General features: G+C 58.2%; 20 protein-coding genes and 1 pseudogene. 11 read left to right on the top strand and 10 right to left on the bottom strand.

Annotated features, from left to right (window positions below):
• Window positions 1-60: 60 nt before the first annotated feature.
• Entirely contained in the window at window positions 61-2,010 is a 1,950-nt protein-coding gene (locus H9C73_RS01560; RefSeq protein ID WP_209286024.1) for a sensor domain-containing diguanylate cyclase, read from the bottom strand.
• 131 nt (window positions 2,011-2,141) lie between these two features.
• Here H9C73_RS01560 and doeB2 point away from each other — a divergent pair, with 131 nt between their 5' ends.
• From doeB2 to H9C73_RS16405, 10 genes and pseudogenes are all read left to right on the top strand, one after another.
• Window positions 2,142-3,299, top strand: coding sequence for a N(2)-acetyl-L-2,4-diaminobutanoate deacetylase DoeB2 (gene doeB2 / locus H9C73_RS01555; protein WP_209286023.1), 1,158 nt, complete (start codon window positions 2,142-2,144; stop codon window positions 3,297-3,299).
• 202 nt (window positions 3,300-3,501) lie between these two features.
• Window positions 3,502-4,758: an aspartate aminotransferase family protein gene (locus tag H9C73_RS01550; RefSeq protein WP_209286022.1), complete on the top strand. Its 1,257-nt coding sequence runs from the start codon at window positions 3,502-3,504 to the stop codon at window positions 4,756-4,758.
• Window positions 4,758-6,038 (top strand): ectoine hydrolase, encoded by a 1,281-nt coding sequence (gene doeA / locus H9C73_RS01545; protein ID WP_209286021.1) that lies wholly within the window; start codon window positions 4,758-4,760, stop codon window positions 6,036-6,038. Before H9C73_RS01550 ends, doeA begins: the two co-directional genes overlap by 1 nt.
• A gap of 10 nt (window positions 6,039-6,048) precedes the next feature.
• Window positions 6,049-7,419: an NAD-dependent succinate-semialdehyde dehydrogenase gene (locus H9C73_RS01540; RefSeq protein WP_209286020.1), complete on the top strand. Its 1,371-nt coding sequence runs from the start codon at window positions 6,049-6,051 to the stop codon at window positions 7,417-7,419.
• Between the two features lie 211 nt (window positions 7,420-7,630).
• Entirely contained in the window at window positions 7,631-8,494 is an 864-nt protein-coding gene (locus tag H9C73_RS01535; RefSeq protein ID WP_209286019.1) for an MBL fold metallo-hydrolase, read from the top strand.
• A 44-nt stretch (window positions 8,495-8,538) separates the two neighbouring features.
• A complete protein-coding gene (locus H9C73_RS01530; protein WP_209286018.1) occupies window positions 8,539-10,272 on the top strand; it encodes a bifunctional protein tyrosine phosphatase family protein/NAD(P)/FAD-dependent oxidoreductase in 1,734 nt (577 codons plus the stop codon).
• Window positions 10,273-10,293: 21 nt separating this feature from the next.
• The gene (locus tag H9C73_RS01525) at window positions 10,294-12,030 is read left to right on the top strand and encodes a SulP family inorganic anion transporter (protein WP_209286017.1); all 1,737 of its coding nucleotides are present in this window, start codon (window positions 10,294-10,296) and stop codon (window positions 12,028-12,030) included.
• Between the two features lie 175 nt (window positions 12,031-12,205).
• Window positions 12,206-12,472 (top strand): hypothetical protein, encoded by a 267-nt coding sequence (locus H9C73_RS01520; RefSeq protein WP_209286016.1) that lies wholly within the window; start codon window positions 12,206-12,208, stop codon window positions 12,470-12,472.
• An 18-nt stretch (window positions 12,473-12,490) separates the two neighbouring features.
• Window positions 12,491-12,940, top strand: a pseudogene (locus H9C73_RS16410) (methyl-accepting chemotaxis protein); the annotation flags it as partial.
• A 111-nt stretch (window positions 12,941-13,051) separates the two neighbouring features.
• Window positions 13,052-14,053 (top strand): substrate-binding periplasmic protein, encoded by a 1,002-nt coding sequence (locus H9C73_RS16405; RefSeq protein WP_407944003.1) that lies wholly within the window; start codon window positions 13,052-13,054, stop codon window positions 14,051-14,053.
• A 5-nt stretch (window positions 14,054-14,058) separates the two neighbouring features.
• Here H9C73_RS16405 and H9C73_RS01510 read toward each other — a convergent pair whose 3' ends face one another.
• The 8 genes from H9C73_RS01510 to glaH form a co-directional block, all read right to left on the bottom strand.
• On the bottom strand, window positions 14,059-14,517 hold the full coding sequence (locus H9C73_RS01510) for a methyltransferase family protein (RefSeq protein ID WP_209286014.1): 459 nt from the start codon (window positions 14,515-14,517) through the stop codon (window positions 14,059-14,061).
• A 65-nt stretch (window positions 14,518-14,582) separates the two neighbouring features.
• Window positions 14,583-15,002: a universal stress protein gene (locus H9C73_RS01505; RefSeq protein ID WP_209286013.1), complete on the bottom strand. Its 420-nt coding sequence runs from the start codon at window positions 15,000-15,002 to the stop codon at window positions 14,583-14,585.
• Window positions 15,003-15,005: 3 nt separating this feature from the next.
• Window positions 15,006-16,322, bottom strand: coding sequence for a TRAP transporter large permease (locus H9C73_RS01500; RefSeq protein WP_209286012.1), 1,317 nt, complete (start codon window positions 16,320-16,322; stop codon window positions 15,006-15,008).
• On the bottom strand, window positions 16,322-16,858 hold the full coding sequence (locus tag H9C73_RS01495; RefSeq protein ID WP_209286011.1) for a TRAP transporter small permease subunit: 537 nt from the start codon (window positions 16,856-16,858) through the stop codon (window positions 16,322-16,324). The genes H9C73_RS01500 and H9C73_RS01495 overlap by 1 nt, the downstream gene beginning before the upstream one ends.
• 59 nt (window positions 16,859-16,917) lie before the next feature.
• On the bottom strand, window positions 16,918-17,940 hold the full coding sequence (locus H9C73_RS01490; RefSeq protein WP_236014021.1) for a TRAP transporter substrate-binding protein: 1,023 nt from the start codon (window positions 17,938-17,940) through the stop codon (window positions 16,918-16,920).
• Window positions 17,941-18,475: 535 nt separating this feature from the next.
• Window positions 18,476-19,924: an NAD-dependent succinate-semialdehyde dehydrogenase gene (locus H9C73_RS01485; RefSeq protein ID WP_209286010.1), complete on the bottom strand. Its 1,449-nt coding sequence runs from the start codon at window positions 19,922-19,924 to the stop codon at window positions 18,476-18,478.
• A gap of 154 nt (window positions 19,925-20,078) precedes the next feature.
• The gene (gene lhgO, locus H9C73_RS01480) at window positions 20,079-21,278 is read right to left on the bottom strand and encodes an L-2-hydroxyglutarate oxidase (RefSeq protein ID WP_209286009.1); all 1,200 of its coding nucleotides are present in this window, start codon (window positions 21,276-21,278) and stop codon (window positions 20,079-20,081) included.
• A 76-nt stretch (window positions 21,279-21,354) separates the two neighbouring features.
• Window positions 21,355-22,323 carry a glutarate dioxygenase GlaH gene (gene glaH, locus H9C73_RS01475; protein ID WP_209286008.1) on the bottom strand — a complete coding sequence of 323 codons (969 nt, stop codon included), beginning with the start codon at window positions 22,321-22,323 and terminating at the stop codon, window positions 21,355-21,357.
• Window positions 22,324-22,544: 221 nt separating this feature from the next.
• On the opposite strand from glaH, the gene csiR reads away from it, so the two are divergent.
• The gene (gene csiR / locus H9C73_RS01470; RefSeq protein WP_209286007.1) at window positions 22,545-23,228 is read left to right on the top strand and encodes a DNA-binding transcriptional regulator CsiR; all 684 of its coding nucleotides are present in this window, start codon (window positions 22,545-22,547) and stop codon (window positions 23,226-23,228) included.
• A gap of 104 nt (window positions 23,229-23,332) precedes the next feature.
• Here csiR and H9C73_RS01465 read toward each other — a convergent pair whose 3' ends face one another.
• Window positions 23,333-24,649 carry an aspartate aminotransferase family protein gene (locus H9C73_RS01465; RefSeq protein ID WP_209286006.1) on the bottom strand — a complete coding sequence of 439 codons (1,317 nt, stop codon included), beginning with the start codon at window positions 24,647-24,649 and terminating at the stop codon, window positions 23,333-23,335.
• Window positions 24,650-24,768: the final 119 nt, after the last annotated feature.

Raw genomic sequence — 24,768 nt, 5'->3', positions numbered from 1 at the left:
CCAGGGCAGTGGCAAAAATATTGCTGGGCCTTGGGCCTGAGGTGCTCGTTGCCCCCCTTATCAAACGACTGTAAACCGGTTTTTACCCTCCTTCTTGGAGGTGTAGCACGCCATATCCGCCCGATGAATAGCGTCATCGATATTGCTGTCTTCTTTGCGCAGCTCGGTCACACCAATACTGACACTCACTCTGAAAACATGCTCGCCCAACACCAGCTCAAAACGTGCGACATTGGATCTGACCACTTCCGCAACCTCTGCCGCATGCTCTGCGTCACAGCCCGGCATCACAATGAGGAACTCATCCCCTCCCAGCCGGCAAAGCTGATCACTCTGGCGCACCCGCTGGTGAAACAGCTCTGCCAGCTGACGGAGCATTTCATCCCCGGCCACATGCCCGCCGACATCATTGACCTGTTTGAAGCCATCCAGATCAATCAGCATCAGGGCCACCTTGTCATTATTCAGTGCCATTTCCTGCTTGAGCCGTGTCATCAGCGACTCCAGCCCGTGGCGGTTCAACAGCCCCGTCAGCTCATCATGCTCGGCACGCCAGCGCACTTCATTGGTCTGGGTGACCTGTTCGGTGATATCCGACAGGATAGCCACCACCCCGACCATCACCTCTCCAGACTGAACCGGTGAGGCACGCATCTCCATCCAGTGCTGCTGCCCCAGCGCATCCACCAGGCGAAACACTTCCTTCAGGGCTTTCTGCTCGGTGAGCGTGGCCTGCCAGGCCTGCTGTACACGCGATGAGTCATCCGAATGAACGGCATCTTCCCAGTTCACCGAGTTGCCCGCCCCAACCGGCAGCAACTGACGCAGCGCCGGGTTGGCATAGCTGACTTCACCCGTCTCATTGCCGATGAACACACCCAGCGGCGTGCTTTCCAGCACTGAGTTGAGGTAGCTTTCCCGTCGATGCAGGTCGGCGACCACTTCTGCATTGGCATCCAGCAGCTCATTAAAACTCCTGCTGATCAGGTCCACTTCTTCTACGTGTGCATCGGGCAGCGCAAGGGCTTCCTTCGAGCCAATCCGCCGTACCGCCTCGACCAGCTGAGTCAGTGGCTTGAGCAGCCAGCGCAGGGACACCGCAAACAGGATTGCCGCCAACACAAAGAGCATGGCGCCGCCAATCAGCATCTTGCGCTCCATCTCGTATACGAGCTGGAACGCCTCTTTCCCCGGCAGCACAACCCCGATCACCCAGCCGGCAACCGGCACTTTCCGGTAGGCAATCAGTGCCTCTCGGCCATCAAGCAAGGGGCCGCGCTCAACGCCTTCAAACCCCTCATACGCGGCATGCAGCAGCGGCAGCCGGTCCGGGCCCGGAATGGGCTTCATCAGCACTTCCGGGCGCGGATGCAGGATATTCAGCTTGCCGCGGCTGCCAATGGCGACATACCCGGTTTCCCCTACCGACAAGCTCTGCAGATTACCCATGAAATCACTGCGCTGCAGTTCCATGGAGCCGGCCAGTACGCCGATCACGGTACCATTGAAATTCTTTATCGGAACCGAGATGTTAAATATCGGGCGCGGGTTGGATTTGGTGATAAAGGGCTCGCTGATGTGAACCTCACCGGTTGCCATGACGTGCTGGTAGTATTCTCGATCTGCCACATTGATGCCCCGGCGTCCCGGTACTTGAGGTCGGTCAGCAATAATGTCGGCAGCGGTGTCAAAAACCAGTACGTTATCAAAAAAGGCCAAAAGCCCCACTTCTCGCCCCAGGCGATCACGAGCGATCAGAGACAGCTGATATTCAGCGGTTGTCGTCATGGCCCCTGCCACTTTTTGCAGGGCCCTGATCCTGAGCTGAAGGCGCTGTTCCAGTGTTTGCGAAATGAGCCTGGACTCAAAGTCCAAATGACGCCGGAGGTCATGCTCAAGCATCTGATGCCCTGAGCTCCACACCAGCCACATGACCGAAAACAGCAGGGTGAACCATACAAGGCCCAGAGCCAGCAGGAGGCGATTGTGAAGTGAGCGGAAAAAAATCATCAATTGCCTCCGTTGGCAGTCCTGTATGGAGGGTATACGCATCAATGCGTGAATAGTTCTCATCAACGACGTTTGAGTGTTGATGGCTTAGACGCTAGCCTGAAATCAGGCTTACAGGCAAGGAGGTGGAGATGCAAGCGAAATGGCAAGAGATTATCCAGCAGGCAGTTCAATTCCGGCACCAGTTGCACCGCCGGCCTGAGCTGACCTGGGAGGAGGAAAACACCTCCGCCCTGATTCGTGAACAACTCGACAGCCTTGGCATTGAATGGCGCAGTTGTGCGCGTTTCGGCACTCTGGCCACTCTGGCACCCAATGCCAAGGGACCGCATATTGCACTGCGCGGCGACATTGATGCCCTGCCCATTCACGAACTGACTGACCTGCCCTACAAATCAGAGGTCGAGGGCAAGATGCACGCCTGTGGGCATGATGGGCATACGGCTGCTCTCTGGGCTGCGGCGGCCTGGCTAAAAGCCCATGAGGCAGAACTGCCGGGGCCTGTCACGCTGGTTTTCCAGCCCGCCGAGGAAGGCGGTCACGGCGCCCGCAGCATGATCGAAGATGGTGCTCTGGAAGGCGTTGACCGCATTTATGGCTGGCATAACTGGCCCGCCATTCCGTTCGGTCAGGCCGTGTGTCCCGATGGCCCCGTCATGTCCGGTAACGGGACCTTCGAGATCGAGCTCAAGGGACGAGGTGGCCACGCCAGTCAACCGGAACTTTGCCGCGACCCGGTCCTGGCCGCCGCTGCCATCACGCTGAACCTGCAGCAGATTGTCAGCCGTCGTTTGCCGCCCCAGTCCGCTACAGTGGTGAGCGTCACCAGTATCGACGCCATCAACGCGCCGACCGTCACCCCTGACAGGGTCAAAATGGGAGGCAGTATTCGACTGGCCCAGCCAGAGCTACGAGAGACCATCAACCAGCTGATCACCGATATCAGCGAGGAAACGGCGCGTACCTATGGTGTCAGCGCTCATGTCACCACCACCAAGCGCTATGAGGCCACCATCAACCACCCCGATGCCGCGGAGGACTATCGTAATGCGCTGGCAGATGCTCTGGGCCAGAACTGGCAGTGCAAGCCGATACACATCCCGATCATGGCCTCTGAAGATTTCAGCTACTACCTGAATGAAATACCGGGGGCGTTCGCCCTGATCGGCATGTCGAAAGAGGATGCCTACAAGGCGCCCTGTCACAGCCCGGAATATGCGTTCAACGATGACCTGATCGGTCAGGTGGTCAAGGTGTTTTCCCGTCTGGTGGGGGCGCCGGAGCCCTAGAAAAAAAGTTTTGCAAACCGCTTGCTGGGGAACATTTTCTTTCCTACGGTGAAACAAACAACATTCAAAGACGGCCTTCGAGCCCTGTTTGATATCTCGCTGCCACTCTCCCGGTAAAACACCGGCAACATTATCACTCACGCCACAGGCTGGCCCAATCCGGGGCTTGCCTGGAATGGCCTAGTCGCACAAGGAGATCAGCATGGAACTGTTTGAAAAATGGGAATCCGAAATTCGCGGTTACTCCCGAGCTTATCCAACAGTTTTTGCTTCGGCGTCCAACGCACGACAAGTGGATGAACAGGGACGAAGTTATATCGACTTCTTTGCCGGGGCCGGCGTGCTTAATTTTGGCCATAACAACCCGCGCATGAAAGAAGCTCTGATTCGGTTCATTGAGTCTGATGGCGTTGCTCACAGCCTGGATATGGCAACCAGTGTAAAGCGCGAGTTTATCCGTGCCTTTGTGGACACGGTCATGCGGCCACGCAACATGAATTACAAACTGCAATTCATGGGCCCGACCGGCACCAATGCGGTTGAAGCGGCACTCAAGCTGGCTCGCCGTGTTACGGGGCGAACCCATGTGGTCGCATTTTCGCAGGGCTTCCATGGCATGACACTGGGGTCGCTGGCTTGTACCGCCAACAGCTACTTCCGCAATGCAGCCGGCGTGCCTCTGAACAACGTCAGCCATGCCCCCTTTGAAACCACCTCCGGTTGCGGCATGGGCTGTCTCAACACCCTGCGTGAGGCACTTGAAAACAATTCCAGCGGCGTGGAACCGCCTGCGGCTTTCATCATTGAAACCATTCAGGCTGAAGGCGGCGTGAACGTTGCCAGCCGCGAATGGCTGCTGGAGCTGCAACAGCTGGCACGTGATACCGGCGCTCTGCTGATCGTGGATGATATCCAGGTGGGGTGTGGTCGTACCGGTCACTACTTCAGCTTTGACGGCATGGGTCTGGACCCGGACATTGTCTGTCTCGCCAAGGGCATCGGCGGCTTCGGCACACCACTGGCCATGAACCTGGTCAAACCGGAGCATGATGCGCACTGGCAGCCGGGCGAACATACCGGCACCTTCCGCGGTCAGGGCTTCTCGTTTGTCGCCGGCCGTGAAGCGCTGCGCTACTTCGAAGACGATGAGCTGATGCAGCAGACCCGTGACCGCGGTGAAATGATGCGCGCACGCCTGATGACACTGGCACAGCGTTATCACGCGCAGGGTTTTGAAGTGCGTGGCAAGGGCATGATCCAGGCACTGGACGTGATGGACGGTGCGCGTGCCAAGGCGATCGCCAAGACCTGTTTTGAATCCGGCCTGCTGGTCGGCCCGTGCGGGGTGGGTGGACGCGTAATCAAACTGATTCCGCCACTGACTATCTCCGATGAAGACCTGGAGCAGGGACTGCAGACACTGGAGCAGGCTGTCGACACCGTAATGGGAGGTGCATGATGCGCGAACGCGATGACATGACGTTTCCGTTTGAGGAGTATCAGCGCCGTTTAAGCGAGCTGCGCCAGCGGATGGCCAAGCGCCTGCTGGATGCCGTCATCATTACGGACCCGGAAAACCTGATGTATCTCACCGATTATCAGACAACCGGATATTCCTACTTCCAGGCGCTGGTGGTACCACTGGAGGACGAACCTTTCATGATTACGCGCATGATGGAGGAGTCCAACGTGCATGCGCGTACCTGGGTCGAGAAAACACGCCCCTACTCCGATACCGGCGATGCCATTCAGATGCTGATCGAAGCGCTGCGTGAGTTCGGCCTGTCCGACAAGGTGCTGGGATATGAGCGCAACAGCTACTTCTTCCCGGCCTACCATCAAGATTACTTCAAGACCGCCTTCAAGGGCGGTCGCCTGATGGACTGCTTCGGCATCGTGGAAGAGGGTCGCAAGTGCAAGTCCAACTACGAGCTGGATGCCATGCGCATTGCGGCCAAAGCTGCCAAGGCCGGTCTGTACGCGGGCATTGATGCCTGCCGTGCAGGCGTCACCGAAAACGAAATCGGGGGGGCCATCAGCGAAGCCATGTTCAGTGCCGGAGGCGACTTCCCGGCCGTCATGCCCTATGTCACCTCCGGTCCAAGGACCATGATCGGTCATGCCACTTGGGAAGGCCGCACCGTACAGCCCGGTGACCATGTTTTCCTCGAGATCGGTGGCTGCTACCGCCGCTACCATGCAGCGCTGATGCGAACCGTAATCTGTGGCGAGCTGACCGACTCCATGTACAAGGCTCAGGAAACCATGAAGTCAGCATTACGCCACATCCGTGCCGAGATGCGACCGGGCCTGACAGTATCGGATGCCGACCATATCGTGCGCTCCATCATTACGGAGAATGATGTGGGTGCCAAGCTGATCACCCGCTCAGGGTACTCCATCGGCATCGCCTTCCCGCCGAGCTGGGACGAGGGATACATTGTCAGCCTCAAGGGCGGTGACAGCTCCGTGCTTGAACCGGGTATGACCTTCCACGTGATTCCCTGGATGTGGGGCGTAGACGGGGACAAGACCTGCGGTATTTCGGATACCTTCTACATAACAGAGGATGGTTGTGGCTCCTTCTTCGAGGATGTCCCCCAGGACTTTTCGCTGCGCCCTGAAGTGCCTCAGGCCCCGACGCCAAGACCGGACACGCCGGCCCGGGAGCCGGCAGCGGAAAAGGAAAAAGAGCTGAAGCATTCCGGCAAAAAGCACAAAGCAGACAAGAAGCGCTAAGGAGGGAAGCATGCTGACAGTTACCAACCCGACCAACGGACAAACACTGCACAGCTATCCGGCGCTTGACCGTGTCGGCATGGAAGAGCGTATTCAGCTTGCGCATGAGGGTTTCACGCACTGGCGCAAGACCTCTTTCAACGAGCGCGCGCGGCTGTTACAGCGCGTCGCCAACCTGATGCGCAATCAGGAAGAGCGTCTGGCCCGGTTGATGACCGATGAGATGGGCAAGCCAATCAAGGAAGCCCGGGGCGAGGTTCAGAAGGCCGCCTGGTGCGCAGAGCACTACGCCGAGCACGGGGAAGCCTATCTGAAAACCTATGAGCTGCCCTCGGATGCCACCCGCAGTTATATCCAGCACCTGCCGTTGGGGACGGTGCTGGGGATTCTGCCCTGGAACGCTCCCTTCTGGCTGGCATTTCGTTTCTGTGCACCGGCACTGATGGCAGGCAACACCTGCTTGATCAAGCATGACCCGCACGTTCCGGCCTGTGCCGAAGCGATTGCCGATCTCTTTGTCCAGGCCGATGCGCCCCCGGGTGTACTCCAGAGCCTGCCCCTGAAGACACCGGACGTTGAGGCGGCCATCCGGCACCCTCACATCAAGGCCGTGTCCTTCACCGGCTCCAGTGTGGGCGGCAGCAAGGTCGCGTCCATGGCAGCTTCGGAGCTTAAACCTGCGGTGCTGGAACTGGGGGGCTCAGACCCTGCCATCGTACTGGCCGATGCGGATCTGGAGCAGGCGGCCGATCTGATCGGTTTTTCGCGCATCATCAATGCGGGTCAGTCCTGTATCGCCGCCAAGCGCATTATCGTCGAGGCGCCGGTTTATGACCGCTTCCTGGAGCTGCTGGAAGCCCGTCTGGCACCACTGAAGATGGGTGACCCCGCCAGCGACGATACGGATATCGGGCCAATTGCACGTGAAGAACTGCGTGCCGAACTGGCACGTCAGGTTGATCAGACCAGGGCGGCAGGTGCCCGTTGCCTGCTGGGGGGTGAAGTGCCCGATGGACCGGGTTACTTCTATCCCGTCACCCTGCTGGCCGATGTGACCAATGACATGCCCGCATGCCGCGAGGAAACCTTCGGGCCTGTCGCCGTGGTATTGAAGGCCGACTCGGCCGAGCAGGCACTCAGTATCGCCAACGACTCGGAGTTCGGTCTGGCCGGCTCCATCTGGACGGAAACTTCAAGGGGCGAAGCACTCGCCTCGGATATAGAAACGGGGCAAGTCGTTGTCAACGGGCTGGTCAAGACGGACCCGCGCCTGCCCAGCGGCGGCATTAAGCGCTCCGGCTACGGCCGCGAGCTGGGCCCGCACGGCATCATGGAGTTCGTGAACATTCAGCAAGTCTGGGTCGGCCCCAAGCAGGGCTGACCTCCCACCGGGCGGGGCCTCTCTTCGGCCCTGCCATCTCTCCCCTTCCATATCCTGTTCGTATCCCTCCTGCTCCCGCTCCGACCGGAAAGTGAATGAGTGCGCCGCCGTATATAACTTATAATTATTTCTATAAGCCAAAAAACTATACTAGGATAGATTTAAATGGTTATAAGTATATAATAATAAGTAATTATAAATCGGAGGCGTTATGCAACCCAAAGTACAGGTATTCTTTGACGAGCCGACCTTTACCTACAGCTATGTCATTCAGGACCCGGCATCTCGACACTGTGCCATCATCGACTCGGTACTGGACTTTGACTATGCCGCCGGTACCACGGATACCCGTTCGGCCGATGCCATTCTGGCCTACATCAAGGAAGAAGGGCTCAGCGTTGACTGGATTCTCGAAACCCATGTGCACGCCGACCACCTGTCAGCCGCCCCCTACCTGCAGGAAAAAACCGGTGCCCGTCTGGCCATCGGCTCCCATATCACCACGGTGCAGGATACTTTTGGCAAGGCATTCAATGCCGGCACAGAATTCCAGCGCGATGGCAGCCAGTTCGATGTATTGCTGAACGACGGTGATCGTATTCAGGTGGGCGAAATGGAGGGTAAGGCCATGCACACCCCCGGCCATACCCCCGCCTGCATGACCTATGTTTTCGGCGACGCCGCCTTCGTTGGCGACACCCTGTTCATGCCGGATTTCGGCACGGCTCGCTGTGACTTCCCGGGCGGCGATGCACGAACTCTTTACCGTTCCATCCAGCGCGTGTTTGAACTGCCGCCAGAAACGCGCCTGTTCATGTGTCACGACTACAAGGCACCGGGACGTGACGAGTATGCCCATGAAACCACCGTGGCGGCCGAGCGCGAGCAGAATATTCATGTGCGTGATGGCATCAGTGAAGAGGATTTTGTGCGCATGCGTACCGAGCGTGATGCAACTCTGTCCATGCCCCGCCTGATCCTGCCATCGGTACAGGTCAACATGCGTGCGGGCCAGATGCCACCGGCCGAGGACAACGGTCAGGTGTACCTGAAGGTTCCGGTCAACCTCTTCTGAACAGGCTTGAGCATTCATAACAATAACGATATCCGGAGACGCGCATGGAAATTCATCAGCTCACCCCATTTCTCAGTGTGAGTCCACAGATCAGTGCAGCTGATGTGGGTTTGGCCGCCGCCAAGGGGTTCAAGTCGATCATCTGCAACCGGCCCGAGCACGAAAGCCAGGACCAGCCCGATATGGCCGAGATCCGTGCGGCTGCCGAGCGCCATGGCCTTGCCTGGCACTACCAGCCGGTCATTTCGGGTCAAATCACCGATGCGGATGTGGAGCAGTTCCAGACATTGATGAACCAGCTTCAGGGCCCGGTGCTGGCCTTTTGCCGCACCGGAACACGCTGCTGCACGCTCTGGGCGCTGTCGGAAGCGCATCATCTGGACGCCGATGCCATATTGACCGCCGCCAGTCAGGCCGGTTACGACTTGAGCGCCCAGCGTGACCGCTTGCAGGCCCGCTCCGGTCAGGCAAGCCAGGGAGCCATGAAAGCGCCGGAACGACGCCACGAGGTACTGATTATCGGTGGCGGTGCCGCAGGTCAGTCGGTTGCGGGCAGCCTTTTGCAGCGCGATCCGGATATTGATATTGCGATCATCGAACCGCGTCAGGAGCACTATTATCAACCCGGCTGGACACTGGTGGGCGGTGGTGTATTCGAGCGTCGTGAGACGGTTCGCCCCATGTCCGACGTCATGCCGCATCAGGTCAAATGGTATCAGGCCGCTGCTCATGCCTTTGAACCCGAGCTTCGCCGCGTCATCCTTGAAGATGGAGAGCCGATTGGCTACCGCATCCTGGTGGTCGCTCCCGGCCTGACACTGGACTGGGATGCCATCCCCGGCCTGCGTGAGACTCTGGGCCGCAATGGTGTCACCTCCAACTACCTGTTCGACCTGGCCCCCTACACCTGGGAACTGGTGCAGAGCACGCGCAAGGGCAAGGCCCTGTTCACCCAGCCTCCCATGCCGATCAAGTGCGCCGGCGCGCCTCAGAAAGCGATGTATCTGGCCTGTGACCACTGGCTGCGCGAGTCACGCTTGAGTGATATTGAGGTCGAATTCTGTACCGCAGGCGCAGCCCTGTTCGGGGTCGCCGATTATGTACCGGCGCTGATGCAGTACGTTGAGCGCTACGGCATTGAATTGAACTTCCAGCACAACCTGATCGCGGTCGATGGCAACAGTCGCACGGCTCGCTTCCGGGTTACCGATGCCGAGGGCAACAGTCAGGAAGTGGAAAAATCTTTCGACATGTTGCATGTATGCCCGCCACAGCGCGCTCCCTCCTTCATCAGTGAGAGCCCGCTGGCAGATGAGGCAGGCTGGATCGCACTCAACCCGGAAACCCTGCAGCACAGCCGTTACGGCGATATCTTCGGTCTGGGCGATGCCGGTAACACACCCAACGCGAAAACCGCTGCGGCGGTCCGCAAGCAGGCCCCGGTGGTTGCCGAAAACGTCTTGCGGGCACTGAAAGGCGAAGCCCCGCGTGCCATCTATGATGGCTACGGCTCATGCCCGCTCACGGTCGAGCGCGGCAAGATTGTGCTGGCCGAATTTGGCTATGGCGGCAAGCTGCTACCGAGCTTCCCCGAATGGATCGTCGATGGCAAACAGGCCAGCCGATTCTCCTGGCTGCTGAAGGAGAAGATGCTGCCGTGGATCTACTGGAATGCCATGCTCAAGGGACATGAATGGATGGCCAAGCCGGAGATTCTTCACCACAGCCCCACCGAGCAAGAGGCGCAGGAAGCCTGTAATTTTGCCGACAAGAAGTAACAGGGCACCAAGGATACTTGCATGCTAGAACGCTATTTCCCCATTCTGCAGTGGCTTCGTAGCTACAACCGAAGCACCTTCACCAGTGATCTGATCGCAGCTCTGATTGTGACCATCATGCTGATTCCGCAGTCACTGGCCTATGCACTGCTGGCCGGACTGCCGGCGGAAGTGGGTCTGTATGCCAGTATCCTGCCATTGGTGGCCTACGCCATTTTCGGCACCAGCCGCACGCTGGCGGTTGGCCCGGTCGCGGTGGTATCACTGATGACCGCCGCCGCCGTGGGCAACCTGGCCCTTCAGGGCACGGCCGAATATCTGGCCGCAGCCACGGCGCTCGCCTTCATTTCCGGCGGTATTCTGGTCCTGATGGGGCTGATGCGGCTCGGGATTCTGGCCAACTTCCTGAGCCACCCGGTGATCTCGGGTTTTATTACGGCCTCGGGCATCATCATCGCCGCCAGCCAGCTCAAGCATATTCTGGGTGTTGATGCGTCCGGTCATAACCTGCTGGATATCCTGCTGGCACTGGCGGCGGGTCTGGACCAGGCCAACCTGCCAACACTGCTGATCGGCGTGTCGGCAACCGCCTTCCTGTTCTGGGTCCGCAAGGCGCTGAAGCCCTTGCTGATCAAGTTCGGGATGGGGCCCCGCCTGGCCGATATCGTCGCCAAGGCAGGCCCGGTACTGGCGGTCGTCGCCACGACTCTGGTCACTTGGGCGCTGGGCCTGACCGAACAGGGTGTTCGCGTGGTCGGTGAGGTGCCCACCGGTCTGCCCGGGCTGCAGCTGCCCAGCTTCGATACCGACCTCTGGCAGCAACTCTTCGTGTCGGCACTGCTGATCAGCATTGTCGGTTTTGTGGAGTCGGTTTCGGTTGCACAAACCCTGGCAGCCAAACGTCGCCAGCGGATTTCACCCGATCAGGAGCTGATCGGTCTGGGTGCATCCAATATTGCGTCTGCCACATCCGGCGGCTTTCCGGTGACCGGTGGCTTTTCCCGCTCCGTCGTGAATTTCGATGCCGGCGCCGAAACACCCGCGGCAGGTGCCTTCACGGCGGTCGGGATTGCCATCGCCACGCTGGTACTGACCCCGCTGATCTTTTTCCTGCCCAAGGCAACACTGGCCGCCACCATCATCGTAGCGGTGCTGTCCCTGGTAGACCTGGGAGCACTCAAGCGTACCTGGGATTACTCACGCAGCGATTTCGCAGCCATGCTGGCCACCATTCTGCTCACGCTGGTGGAAGGCGTGGAGCTGGGCATCATTGCGGGGGTCGGCCTGTCGGTGCTGCTGTACCTGTACCGCACCAGCAAACCGCACAGCGCCGTGGTTGGGCGAGTGCCCGGCACCGAGCACTTCCGCAATGTGGACCGTTTTGAGGTGGAAACCTGCACCCGTGTACTGACACTCCGAGTGGATGAAAGCCTCTACTTTGCCAATGCCCGCTATCTGGAAGACCGGATCTATGACCTGGTCGCCAACCAGCCGGAACTCGAGCATCTGATTTTGATGTGTCCTGCCGTCAATCTGATCGATGCATCAGCACTGGAAAGCCTCGAGGCCATCAACGAACGTCTGAAAGACAGCGGGGTACGTTTCCACCTCTCCGAGGTCAAGGGCCCGGTGATGGACAAGCTGAAACATACTCACTTTCTGGATGATCTCACGGGGCAGGTGTTCCTGAGCCAGTACGACGCCTGGAAAGCCCTCAACACGTGCGCTGCCAGAACGCCGGTGACTGACTCGGCCTGATTACCGCGCCCCCTTTCAGACTGAACCAAGGGTTGATGCGCCATCAGGGTGCAGCCGGGATGCCGGGCTGCACCAGTCTTCACCCCCGCCGGCTCAGGAGCCCGTAAAGCGGGGCGTTCTTTACTGGAACGAAATTTGCTTTATCACCAGTAATTATTATTGGGAGCAGATTTCCATGCTATTCAGACGCCCTCACACCTCCGCAGCAGCATCCATCGACGCAATGAGCGAGCTGCTTACACATCTGGAAACAGCCACGCTGGATAACCGGTCCGTGCCTGACGCTCGGCTCAGATCGGCCCTGCAGGCACTCCAGTCACGGCTGCGAGAATCCGGCTCGGCCCGCCCCGAAGCGCTTCACGAGATGACACAGTCCCTGTCCGCCATTCTGCAGCGCACTCGGCTCTTCGCGGGCCATACGCAGCGCGCTTTGGAGCAGTAGGATAATCTGATCGACCAGATGTCACAGCGGTCCCGCCTGCTGGAGTCAGAACTCAATGCTGCCGCCGGCAAGGTCGGAGAATCCTGGGACGAGGTACACCAGTTACAGCAGACACTGCGTGATACCGTGGGCGACACCAGTAACGCCGTGATTGAAGCGATGGAGCGTATTGCGCTCAAGCTGGAGGCGAAAGCGGAAAGTGCTCATGCGGTGCTGGAAAACATTACCCGTATCGGCGCCCAGATCAACCTGCTGGCTCTGAATGCTGCCATTGAAGCCGCCCGAGCCGGTGAGCACGGACGTGGCTTTGCGGTGGTCGCCAACGAGGTGCGCAATCTGGCAGAGGTGACTGTACGGCATGTGGATGAAGCACGGGAACAGCTGGATTTTTCGGTGATTGAACAGGACCTTCAGGGCCTGCGCCAACATAGCATGGACAAGCTGGAAGCCTCAGACCAGGCCGTGGACTACTCCAGTGAGCGTCTGGGCACACTCTTCAGCCATATCAACGACGATATCGGTCAGGTGCGCGAGAATACCGGTATTCTGTTTGAAACGCTGCACCTGCTTCAGGATGCCATGGGCCGAGTACGCGACAAGCAGCTCTGGGTGAGCGAGATCGCCGGCCAGGTCGGGCAGGGCCTGAACCAGCTTCCGCCCACACTGGATAACCTCTCATCGGCGCAGCTCCCCATTGAGCGCATGGGACGGCAGCTGGGCATCAGCCGGGGCCAGGATCGGCTGCAGCAGATCCGACAGCGAGGGACCCTGCGCGTGGCGGTCGAGCCTCAGTTTGTCGGGCTCTCGTTCCGGCCACGGGAAGGCAGTGAACTGCAGGGGCTGGATATCCTCTATGCCAAGGCACTGGCCAAATACCTGGGGGTCAGCTGCGAGTTCGTCGAAACGCCCTGGGACCTGTGCACCGAGCGCCTGTTCAGCAGCAGTACCCCCGGCGGCTTGCCTGCAGATATCGTGATCAGCGCTCTGCCGCCGGATGAAGGCTACAGCCACGTCGCCTACTCGGAGCCCTATACCTACCTGCACTGCGTTCTGGCACGGCGGTCGGGCGATCAGCGTATCAAGGGACCACAGGACCTGGCAGGCAAAACGCTGGGGATCATTAATGACCCCGCCGCTTTCGCGGTGCTGGATGAACTTGGAATCGGCACGGACGAGCGAGCACGCACCCGGCTGTCCAACCTGCTGGCCTATTCCGACCAGAGTCGTATTCACGACTGTCTGGCCAACGGGCTGGTGGATGCCTTTATGGTCGATCTGCCGATCTACTACTGGGCCTGCAACAACCCGCAAAGCCCCTGGTACGGCAAGATCGAAATCCTGCCCGGCAATCTGGCCGAGCAGCCCTATTTCTACTGCATGGCCGTTGCCGCCGACAGCGAAAACGCGGGGCTGCTGGCAGAGGTCAACCGCTTCATTACAACCTTCAAGGCATCGCCGGAACGCCAGCGACTGGAGCAGGAATGGCAGGGACAGGTCATCAGCGATACCCTTAACCATCGTGACCTGCCGGGGAACCTGATCGGCCTGGAGGAGCTTCTTTCACTCAACAGCGCCGCCTGACCGGTTTACAGCCAGCGCCTCACGCGCTGGCAATAGTCCCGATATTCATCACCAAACAGACGCGTCAGCACCCGCTCCTCGGGGCGTATCTGAAAACGGGTGATACAGACCACGAACAGCCCCCACCCCAGCGGGGAGAGAAGCCAACCCAAGTGCAGGGACCAGGCCACCAGTATCAGCAGGAGTGCGAGGTACATGGGGTTACGGCTGACCCGGTAGATCCCCCGGGCGACCAGCACCCGGCTCTTTTCCGGGCAATGCGGGTGCACGGTGGTACCGGCTCGGAAAAAGTGCAGCACGGCCGATGCACCGACCAGCATGGCGATCGCCAGCACCAGTCCAATCCAGAAAAAGGGAATCGTCACGTTCAGCCAGTCGGGCGAGATGCGTGCGCCGGCATACAAGGCCAGCGCAACCAGTGTGGCGATCAGGGGTGGAGGCACCTTGAGTTCAAGTGCAGCCATGACAGACCTCTGCTGCTGAAGGGGATTAACGACCCGAGTCTACCTCATTCAGCAGCCAGAGAGGATCAACGCCTTACAAAGACGCTGCAGTGCGCTTCGGTCATCACCTTGCGCGTATTGGACCCCATGAAGCGGTCCAGCCAGGGCCGCTTGTTGGGCGACATGATGATCAGGTCTGCCTGCATGCGCTTGGACACACGCAGTATTTCATCGTGCACAACGCCCCTCTGCGTATACACGCGACCCCGCACGTCCTCCGGCACCGTTGCCTCGAACTTGTTAATCACCGTCTCCAGGATGGCCTTTTCAATCTCGGTCGGCTTGTCCGGCGAGGTTGCTGCCATGGCATGGTGGATATAGTTCTTGTTGACGTACAGGGTTGAGATGGTGCCCCCCTCTTCAATCACCTTGAGCGCCAGCTTTACAAGGGGATCAAAGTTATCGGTGTAATCAGGGTCCATCGGTATCAGAATATTGGTATACATGCCTTACCCCATCAACTTGTTCGGCAGCCAGAGCACCAGTTCCGGTACCAGCATGCACAGAATCAGAACCGCCAGTTTGATACAGATAAACGGGGTCACGGACTTGTAGATCTCACCCATGGTGACACCCGGTGGCGCTATACCTTTCAGGTAGAACAGCGCAAAGCCATAGGGCGGTGTCTGCACCGCGATTTCGATATTCAGGATCATCAGAATCCCGAACCAGATGGGGTCGTACCCCAGCGAGACCGCAATCGGTGTAAACAGAGGCGCGCACATCAATACGATGATGAACTCATCGATGATAAAGCCCAGCAACAGCATGATCAGCTGCATCATGATGATGACGCCGATGGGTGGCAGGCCAAGGTCCTGGGTAAAGGAGGCAACCATGCCCTGAATGCCCATCATCAGATGGAAGTTGCTGAACAGCGTGGCACCAAAGATGATCCACATCGCCACGCTGATCAAAATAGCCGTTTCAAAGCCGGCGGCCTTGAACATGCTGGTCTTGAAACGCTTGAACAGTATGGCGAGTATCAGGGCACCGATAACACCGATCGCACCGGATTCCGTCGGGGTGGCAATACCGCTGATAATGCTGCCCAGCACCGCCACGATCAGCAGCACGGAGAACACCCCATCGCGCAGGGTCAGCAGCTTTTTGCGCGGTGTCATGTTGGCTTCGTCGCCCGTGCCCATGGGCGCCAGGCTCGGTTTCAGCTTGCAGCTGATGATCACATAGAGCGCCAGCGACACGACCGAAATCAGGGCCGGAATCAGCGCGGCAATAAACATGCGGCCCACGGAGTTCTGGGTCGATGACGCAAACATGATCATGGGTACACTGGGAGGAATCAGAATCCCCAGACCACCGCCCGCCATGATGACACCCAGCGCCAGCCGGCGGTCATAGCCACGTTCCAGCATGGGTTTGAGTGCGATACTGCCGGAGGTCATGATACCGGCACCGATGATGCCGACCATGGCACCGATCATGGAGCACACGCCGATCACACTGACGGCCAGTGAGCCTCGGATGCGACCAATAATGAGCTGGCTGGCATTGAACATGGCATCCCCGATGCCCGAGCGCGTCAGCAACTGCCCCATATAGATGTAGAGCGGGATCGCCAGCAGAATAAAACTGAAATAGGTTGTATCGATGGTCGACGGGATCAGGTTGAAAATCCCCTCGCCCCAGGTGAGGTAGCCGATCGCCATGGCGATGCCACCCAGTGCCAGGCCTACCGGCGCGCCCAGTGCAAAGGAGGCCAGCACGCAGACAAGCAGCACGACTGTCAGAAGTTCAATGCCCATTATTCTTTACTCTCCTGCTGCTCAATCAGCTCGTTGCCCGTTACCAGACTGTAAAAATTACTGATCCATTGCGCGGACAGCTGCAACAGCATCAGTGCCCCGGCACTGATCATCATCACCCAGAAATGATGCATGGGCGGCGCCCATTCACTCTGGCGACGGTAGTTGAACTTGATGGTCTGCTCCAATTGCTCCACACCGATCTTGATCAGCACCAGCATGAAGTACATGGCCAGCAGGTAGGTCACCAGATCAAACAGGCGACGCGTACGCTCTGACACTTTCAGGTAGAGAATATCGACATTGATATGAGCCTGCTTCTGCTGCGCATAGGCACCACCCAATGCCGCGATATAGGCAAACAGAAACAGTGAAAGATCGTATGCCCACACGGTTGGGCGGTTCAGCACATAACGTGCAAAGACTTCAGACGCCACCACCAGTGACAGCACAGGAACCAGCCAGGCAACCGATCGACCGAGAAAGCGGACGATGAACTCAACTGCCAGACAATAGCCGCGAAGCAATGTGGTCATTATTATTTACCCCGTAAACGGCAAACGGAGGGTTTCCCCTCCGTTCATGACAGGCGTGCTTACATGCTTTCGGCTTTCAGCACTTCTACCAGCTTCTTGCTGTAAGGTCCTTCCTTGGCATAGTCTTCCCACAGGTTGGCACCCGCCGCCTTCCAGGCTGCCTTGTCGGCATCGCTCGGCTCAGGGCTCCACTGCATGCCCTTGGCCTGCATATCCGCAACCGCTTTCGCTTCCCACTCACGGGACTTGGTCAGCTGTTCCTTGGCATGTACGGCAGTTGCCGCGCTGACAACCGCTTTCAGGTCGTCCGGCAGCTGGTTCCAGGCTTTCTGGTTCACGATGACCGGCAATACCTGAGCACCTGCCAGCGGCAGTCGGTACATGTATTTGGCAACCTCAACATGGTTACCGTCACGGTGGTCAATCAGGTTGGAACCGATAGAGCCATCAATAACGCCGGTAGACAGCGAGGTGTAGATTTCACCCCAGGTCAGGTTAACCGGCGACGCGCCCAGGTTACGCAGGAATTTGCCGTAGGCGCCCGGCGCTCGGATTTTCAGGCCTTCAAAGTCTTCCACCGAGTTGATCGGTTCCTTCGTCAGGATATAGACCGGGGGCTGAATGTAGGGGTCCAGCCAGACCAGACCATGCTCGGCGTACGCATCCTTGAGAATGTCACCCCAGCCCTTCTCGTAGAACAGGTCCATCAGCTCGGCCGGCTTGTCAGTACCGCCCGGCAGACCGACTTCAACAATGCCGGCAGGCATCTCACCGGCGTGCATCGGCTGGAAAGGTGCGCCCATGGTAATCAGGCCGGACTTGACGGCGCCGAAGATGCCATTGGTGCTGACCCCTTCGCCGGCGTACATCATCTGTACGGAGATGCGCCCATTGGACATGGTTTCAATGTTGTCAGCAAGGTCCTGATAAACCTCGCCAAAGGCGGTTCCACGGCTGTACAGGTTGGCAAAGCGCCAGTTGAATTCAGCCGCCGCAGCGCTCATGCTGGCCCCTGCTGAAAGCGCCAGCGTCAGTGCACCAGCAGTCAGTCGTCGCGACATGTTGCCCAGTATTTTTTTCATGTTCACTTACCCGCTTGTTTTTAGATTTAGTCACACATGCTTTATGGGTGCATGCTGGTTAAGTCATTCCTGTTACATGGATATCCACAGGACACATTTCGACTATCGCAAACCGAGGAGTGGCGTTAAACGGCTGCTCGCATACGTTTACTTTGATAGTGTTCAAACAAAAGCAGCCCTGTGAATAGCTTGGCGAGTGCGCACCGATGAGTGGCCTGCTGCACTCAATGCGTGCAGCGTTTCAATCGGATAGCCAAATTGACGCCTTTTTGGACCGTTTATCCACCCAACCCCCTGCTGGCCATTGCCCATTCAGAACCCAATCCCCTCTACTGCACCCTGCCCAAGCACAATTAAGGTGCATCACTGTACTGGCGCCACATCTATCCACAGTTTTGCTCACAGCAGGCCTCCAGTTTGAGTGGCCGCCCCTTGGTGAAATTTTTCACGCCCCGTTCGCCTGCCTGCACGAAAAAGGCGACCTCTCGGGTCGCCTTCACGCATGCATTGCAGGTCCTGCATCCGCAGGTAGGGACTAAATGCCGCCCATGCAGAGGTACTTGATCTCCAGGTAGTCATCGATCCCGTGGCGTGAACCCTCTCGACCAATGCCGGACTCCTTCACGCCACCGAACGGCGAAACCTCATTGGAGATGATGCCTTCGTTGATGCCGACCATACCGTATTCCAGCCCTTCTGCCACGCGCCAGCAACGACCTATGTCACGTGAATAGAAATAAGCGGCCAGACCAAAGGGCGTATCATTGGCCCGCTCGATCACTTCGTCTTCCGTATCGAATACGAACAGCGTGGAAATGGGACCGAACAGCTCCTGCTGAGCAATCGCCATCTGCTCATTGACGTTCCCCAGCAGGGTCGGCTGGAAGAACAGCTCACCGGCCGGATGACGTTCGCCGCCATGCAGCAGTTCAGCCCCTTCTTCCAGTGCCTGCCCGACCACGGCTTCTACCCGCTCAACCGCCTTCAGGTTGATCAGTGGCCCCACATCGGTTGTATCCGCAGCCCCCTCACCCACACGGAGTTCAGCCACAGCAGCCCTGAAACGCTCAACGAAGGCTTCCTGAACACTGCGCTGCACATAGATGCGGTTGGTGCAGACACAGGTCTGCCCTGCGTTGCGGTACTTGGAGATGAGCACTCCCTTGATGGCCGCATCCAGATCCGCATCATCAAAGATGATGAAGGGCGCATTGCCTCCCAGTTCCATGGAGACCTTTTTCACCGTGTCCGCTGCCTGGTGCAGGATGTGCTTGCCAACCGGAGTTGAACCGGTGAACGACACCTTGTTGACCAGCGGGTGTGAGGTGAGGGTATCCCCCACAGCAACAGGATCAGCCGTGGTGACAATATTGATGACACCGGCCGGGAACCCGGCCTGCTCGGCCAGTTCCGCCAGCGCCAAGGCACACAAAGGCGTGTCTTCTGCCGGCTTGAGTACAACGGTACATCCGGCAGCCAGTGCCGGCGCAATCTTGCGTGTAATCATGGCGACCGGGAAGTTCCAGGGGGTAATCGCCGCCACCACGCCCACCGGCTGCAGGATCGTCACCAGACGGCTGCTCGGAGACGGTGAGGGGATATGGTCGCCGTAGGTACGCTTGGCTTCTTCACCAAACCATTCGGCAAAGGAAGCGCCATAACCGACTTCCCCACGCGCCTCGGCCAGCGGCTTGCCCTGTTCTGCCGTCAGCAGCTGCGCCAGCTCTTCCTGGTTCGCCATAATCAGCTCATACCAGCGTTTCAGCAGCGTACAGCGCTCTTTGGCCGTTGTTTTCTTCCAGTGGGAAAAGGCGCGATGGGCCGCTTCGACTGCCGCATTGGCCTCAGCGGCATTCAGGTCCGGCACCTCGCCCACCTGCTCGCCCGTTGCCGGGTTAAGCACAGCCAGGGTGCTGCCGGACGCGGCATTGACCCATTTGCCATCGATATACGCCTGGTTTTTCAATAATTCACGGCTCTGCATGGATGCCCCTCTGAATCAGAGACCGGCGCCTGCGCAGCGAGGTGCATGGCCGGTCGGTTATGCGGTTTGCTCGATACTAACACCCTGCTCACAGCGGGCCGTCGACCGCTTTAAACGTTCAGTTTTAAGACGGCCAAACAACCCGCGGGAAGCCTTACTTCAGGCCAAACTGCTGTTGGGCTTCGGCAATGATGTGGCGTCCGATCGGCAGCGCCGAAGTCGCCGCCGGAGAGGGAGCATTGCAGACGTTGATGGTGCGGCCGGTTTTGACAAACAGGAAGTCGTCCACCAGCTTGCCATCGCGGGATACAGCCTGGGCACGTACCCCGGCAGGATAGGACTTGAGGTCCTCACGGCTGATCGAAGGGCAGTACTTCTGAACCTCTTTCAAATACCCGCCCTTGAACAACGAGTTCTTGAGCTCGACCAGCCCGGGCTTCAGGTTGGCTCGGAGCACCTTGCGAATCCCGGCATAGCCCAGCGTTTCCAGGCTGTCACTCAGGGAGAAATCGGTCTTGCGATAGCCTTCTCGCTTCCAGGCCAGTACCGCATTGGGACCCACGGTGACGGTCCCGTCGATCATCCGTGTCAGGTGAACCCCCAGAAACGGCATGCCCGGATCAGGAATCGGGTAGATCAGGTGCTTGACGATCCGGTTGTGCTCGGGCGGCAACAGGTAGTATTCCCCCCGGAACGGGCAGATGCGAAAATCCGGCTCATGCCCCAGCATGCGAACCACGCGGTCCGCCATCAGGCCCGAGCAGGTAATCAGGTAGCGCCCCGAAAGGCTGCCCTGAGGTGTAGTGACCTCAACGTCAGTCGCTTTCTCTTTCAGGCCGATGACTTCTGTCTCATAGCGCACCTCACCACCCATGGCGCGGATACGGCCTGCCATCGCCTCAGTCACTTCGGCATAGTTCACGATACCGCTTGAGGGCACCAGAATACCGCCCAGGCCCGTGATATTGGGCTCACGCTCCCTGAGCTCCTCTGCCGACAGCCAGTAACGCTCCAGCCCGTTGGCTTCCGTTCGCTCCCAGAGGGCTTTCATGCGCTCCATTTCGAGCGTATTGGTCGCCACCAGCAATTTGCCACAGGCGTCATAGCGAATACCGTTTTCGTCACAAAAACGCTTGGTATCAATGTTGCCCTGCAGGCAGAAGCGGGCCTTGAGGCTGCCCGGCGTGTAATACACGCCAGCATGAATAACACCCGAGTTATGGCCGGTCTGATGCCGTGCCGGGCCACTTTCCTTCTCAATCAGCAGCAGCTTCTTGTCAGGATAACGCTCAAGTAACTGCATGGCGGTGGACATGCCGATGATCCCGCCGCCCACAATAATGAAATCGTACATTGTGTCTCCAGCTAGAACGGAAAAAGACCACCCGCACTACGGATGGTCTTTAAGGGTTTGCCTGAGCGAAAGCCCGTTACTGTTTGGGGTTGCGCAGTGTTTTGGCGTGCGTGAAGTAACCGCGCTGACGCATCAACTCACGACGCAGGCCCTGATGCGCGGTGAACTTGTCACGCCCGTGCAGCCAGAAATGGTTATTGATCAGCAGGAAGCTGCCGACCGGCACCCGCACCGACAGGATGGACGGGCTGCTTTCCAGTGACTCAGAAAGGTCTGTCAGCCAGTTGCCCTCTTCATAGTTGGCAGGCTGCACAAACTGGTCGATGTAGGACATGATCGGACGGCCACTGCGGTCGGCATCAAATACCGGATGGAACACATCCTTGCCCGTATTCTTGCTGGGAGGAGCGGCCCAGCGCATCTCCTTGTGTGCCATGGGATGAGAGTAGAAACGGTCCAGATCGGCCCAGTCATCCAGATGCAGCAGCAGCGAGTTGCCACCTTCCATGTTCTGCTCGTCGATTTTCAGCATCAGCACGTAGTCCGTGTCCTGATCCACGTAGGTGCCATCGTTGTGCAGCTCCATGACACGGTGCGCCTGACGCAGATAGCTGTCCGAGTTGTCCTCATTCTTGACCACAAAGCGGGCGTAGTACTGGCCACTCATGGCATCAAAGTTTGAGCGTCCGAACAGGTGGGCCACAGCGGTCGTGAACTTGACCATCTCTTCAGCCTGCTCAACCTGGTTAAGGCCTTCCGGGGTAATCAGCAGCGCACCGGTATCACGATTGGTGAGTGCTTCAACCAGCAGCGGCTGCAGCGCCTTGCCGCACAGCTCATTCAGGATGGCAGCCACGCGAAAACGCAGCATGGACTTGTATTCAAGTGCCTGAACGGGCCATTCAGCCACCTGCTCAAGAAAAGCCTGAACCACGTCAGCTTCAATTTTCAGTTCCAGAAGACGCTCACTCAGAGCGGAGGCCTGCAGGGTGAAGCCCTGTCCAGACGGCATGTTTTTCGTAATCGGTTGAACGGTGGCGTGCATGAGAACCTCGGTCTTGTGTGCTGTTTATCGTTATAGAGCGGACCTTCCACAAACCCCGGGAGGGCTTCAGTAGCGATCCTTGTACTGAAGACAATACACAATAAAAAATATATTTTCAAAAAATATCTACATTTTTAAATTATGTATATATTCCTTCCTTTTGCTGTATATCCATCCCTGCCGATATAATCAGTTCCCTACTTCTCATGGCCCTGAGCATTATGACGACCAAGATCAACCAGGCTGACATCGCTTACCAGCAGCTGAAAACGGATATCACCTCCGGCGTCTTCCAGCCGGGCGACAAGCTGTTAATGAGTCATCTTAGAGAGCGGTACGAGATTGGTACGGGCCCCATGCGAGAAGCCCTGTCACGTCTGGTTGCCGAGCACCTGGTGACGGCCGCCAGTCAGAGAGGGTTTCGCGTTGCCCCCATGTCGATTGAGGAGCTGCAGGATATCTACTTCGCACGCGCCAGCCTCGAGGCAATGATTACGGCACTGGCTGTTGAGCGGGGGGATGACAGCTGGGAAGCGTCGGTTATTGCCACGGCCCACACGCTGGCACGCGTGGATACGGTCGAAAGTGCAGACCAGATGCTGACGCTCTGGGACAGTCGTCACAAGGCCTTTCACAACGCTATCGCCAGCGGATGCGGCTCCAACAAGCTGATGGAACTGCGCACGACCATGCTCGATCAGGCCGAGCGCTACCGCCAGCTATGGCTGCGCCAAACCGTTTTCTCGGCCGATGCTCTGGAAACCAAGCGCGAAGAACACCGATGCCTGATCGATGCCCTGATGTCACGTGACAGTGACCAGGCCCGGCGCATGATGTTTGAGCACATGATGAACCCGGTGCCGATTATCGAGAAGATTCTGCACGAACGCGGCCTTGCGGATTAAGCCCACCAAAAAAACCGGGCATCCTTACAGATGCCCGGAAAGGGGTCGACCTTTCGGTCATTTCCTAAGCAAAAGCCCATGCAGAGGAAACCAGGGTCAGGCAATCAGCCTCGGAACATCTCTTTCGAGATTTGGGTGAAGATGTCCACGATCTGATCGATGTGTGATTTTTCGATGATCAGCGGCGGAGACAGCGCAATGATGTCGCCCACGGCACGAATCGACATACCCAGCTCGTAACAGCGCTTCATGATCGTCGGACCAACCAGCGAACCATCCGCCGCGGCAAACTGAACCGCGCCGATCAGGCCGAAATTGCGCACATCGACGATGCCCGGCAGCCCCTTCAGGGAGTGCAGCGCTTCTTCCCAGTACTGGCCGATCTCGCCAGCACCACGTTCCAGCAGGCCTTCGGACTCATAGATGTCCAGTGCCGCAAGCCCCGCGGCACAGGCAACCGGGTGAGCCGAGTAGGTATAGCCGTGGAAGAATTCCACCTGGCCTTCGGGTGCCGCGTTGAGGACAGTGTCGTAGATTTCGTTGCGCACAAATACGGCCCCAAGTGGCAGCACACCGTTGGTGATGCCTTTCGCCGACGTGATCATGTCCGGCTGAACATCAAACCGGTTGGCACCGAAGCTGTCACCCAGACGGCCCCAGCCACAGATCACTTCATCAAAGATCAGCAGCACATCATGTCGAGTACAGATCTCGCGCAGCTTCTTGAGGTACCCGACCGGCGGCAATACCACACCGCCCGCGCCGCTCACCGGCTCGACGATGACGGCTGCAATGCTGTCCGAGCCATGGAACTGCAGCAGGTTTTCCAGTGCTTCCGCACGTTCAATGCCAAACTCCGGCAGTCCTTTGGAGAAGGCGTTGCGCTCCACGTCCAGCGTATGCGGCAGGTGATCAACCGGCAGCAAGGGACCAAACCCCTTGCGGTTGGGCGTCAGGCCACCCACTGAGATACCGCCGAAGTTGACACCGTGGTAGCCCTTTTCGCGGCCGATAAAGCGGTATTTGCCGCCCTTGCCACGTGCGTTCTGGTACGCCAGCGCAATCTTGAGCGCACTTTCCACGGCTTCAGAGCCGGAGCAGCTGAAGAAAACGCGGTCCAGCCCCTGCGGCGAGTGCTTGACGAGACGCTCCGCAAACTCGAAGCCGATATCGTGCCCAAGGTTAAAGGGCGACGTGTAATCCAGTGTCTGGATCTGTGCCGCGACGGCATCCGCGATCTGCTTGCGGCCATGGCCGGCGTTGACACACCAAAGGCCCGCAGTGGCATCCAGAATCTGACGCCCTTCATCATTGAATAGCCACATGCCTTCGGCGCGCTCAATGATTCGCGGAGATTCCTTGAAGGCTCTGTTTGCCGTGAACGGCATCCAGAAATGATCCATGCTCTGATAATTTTTCATTGTGCAGACCTACCAAACCACTCGTAAAGAAGTGAAGCCAGTGTAGGGCCGGGCTGGTTGGGTAAAAAGCATCACGGGTAAAAGCATGGTTTTACGCCGATCAAACTTAGCCAGCCTGT

Source organism: Marinobacterium alkalitolerans (genome assembly GCF_017776525.1).
GTDB lineage: Bacteria > Pseudomonadota > Gammaproteobacteria > Pseudomonadales > Balneatricaceae > Marinobacterium > Marinobacterium alkalitolerans.
This window is presented reverse-complemented; position numbering and strand designations above follow the sequence as displayed.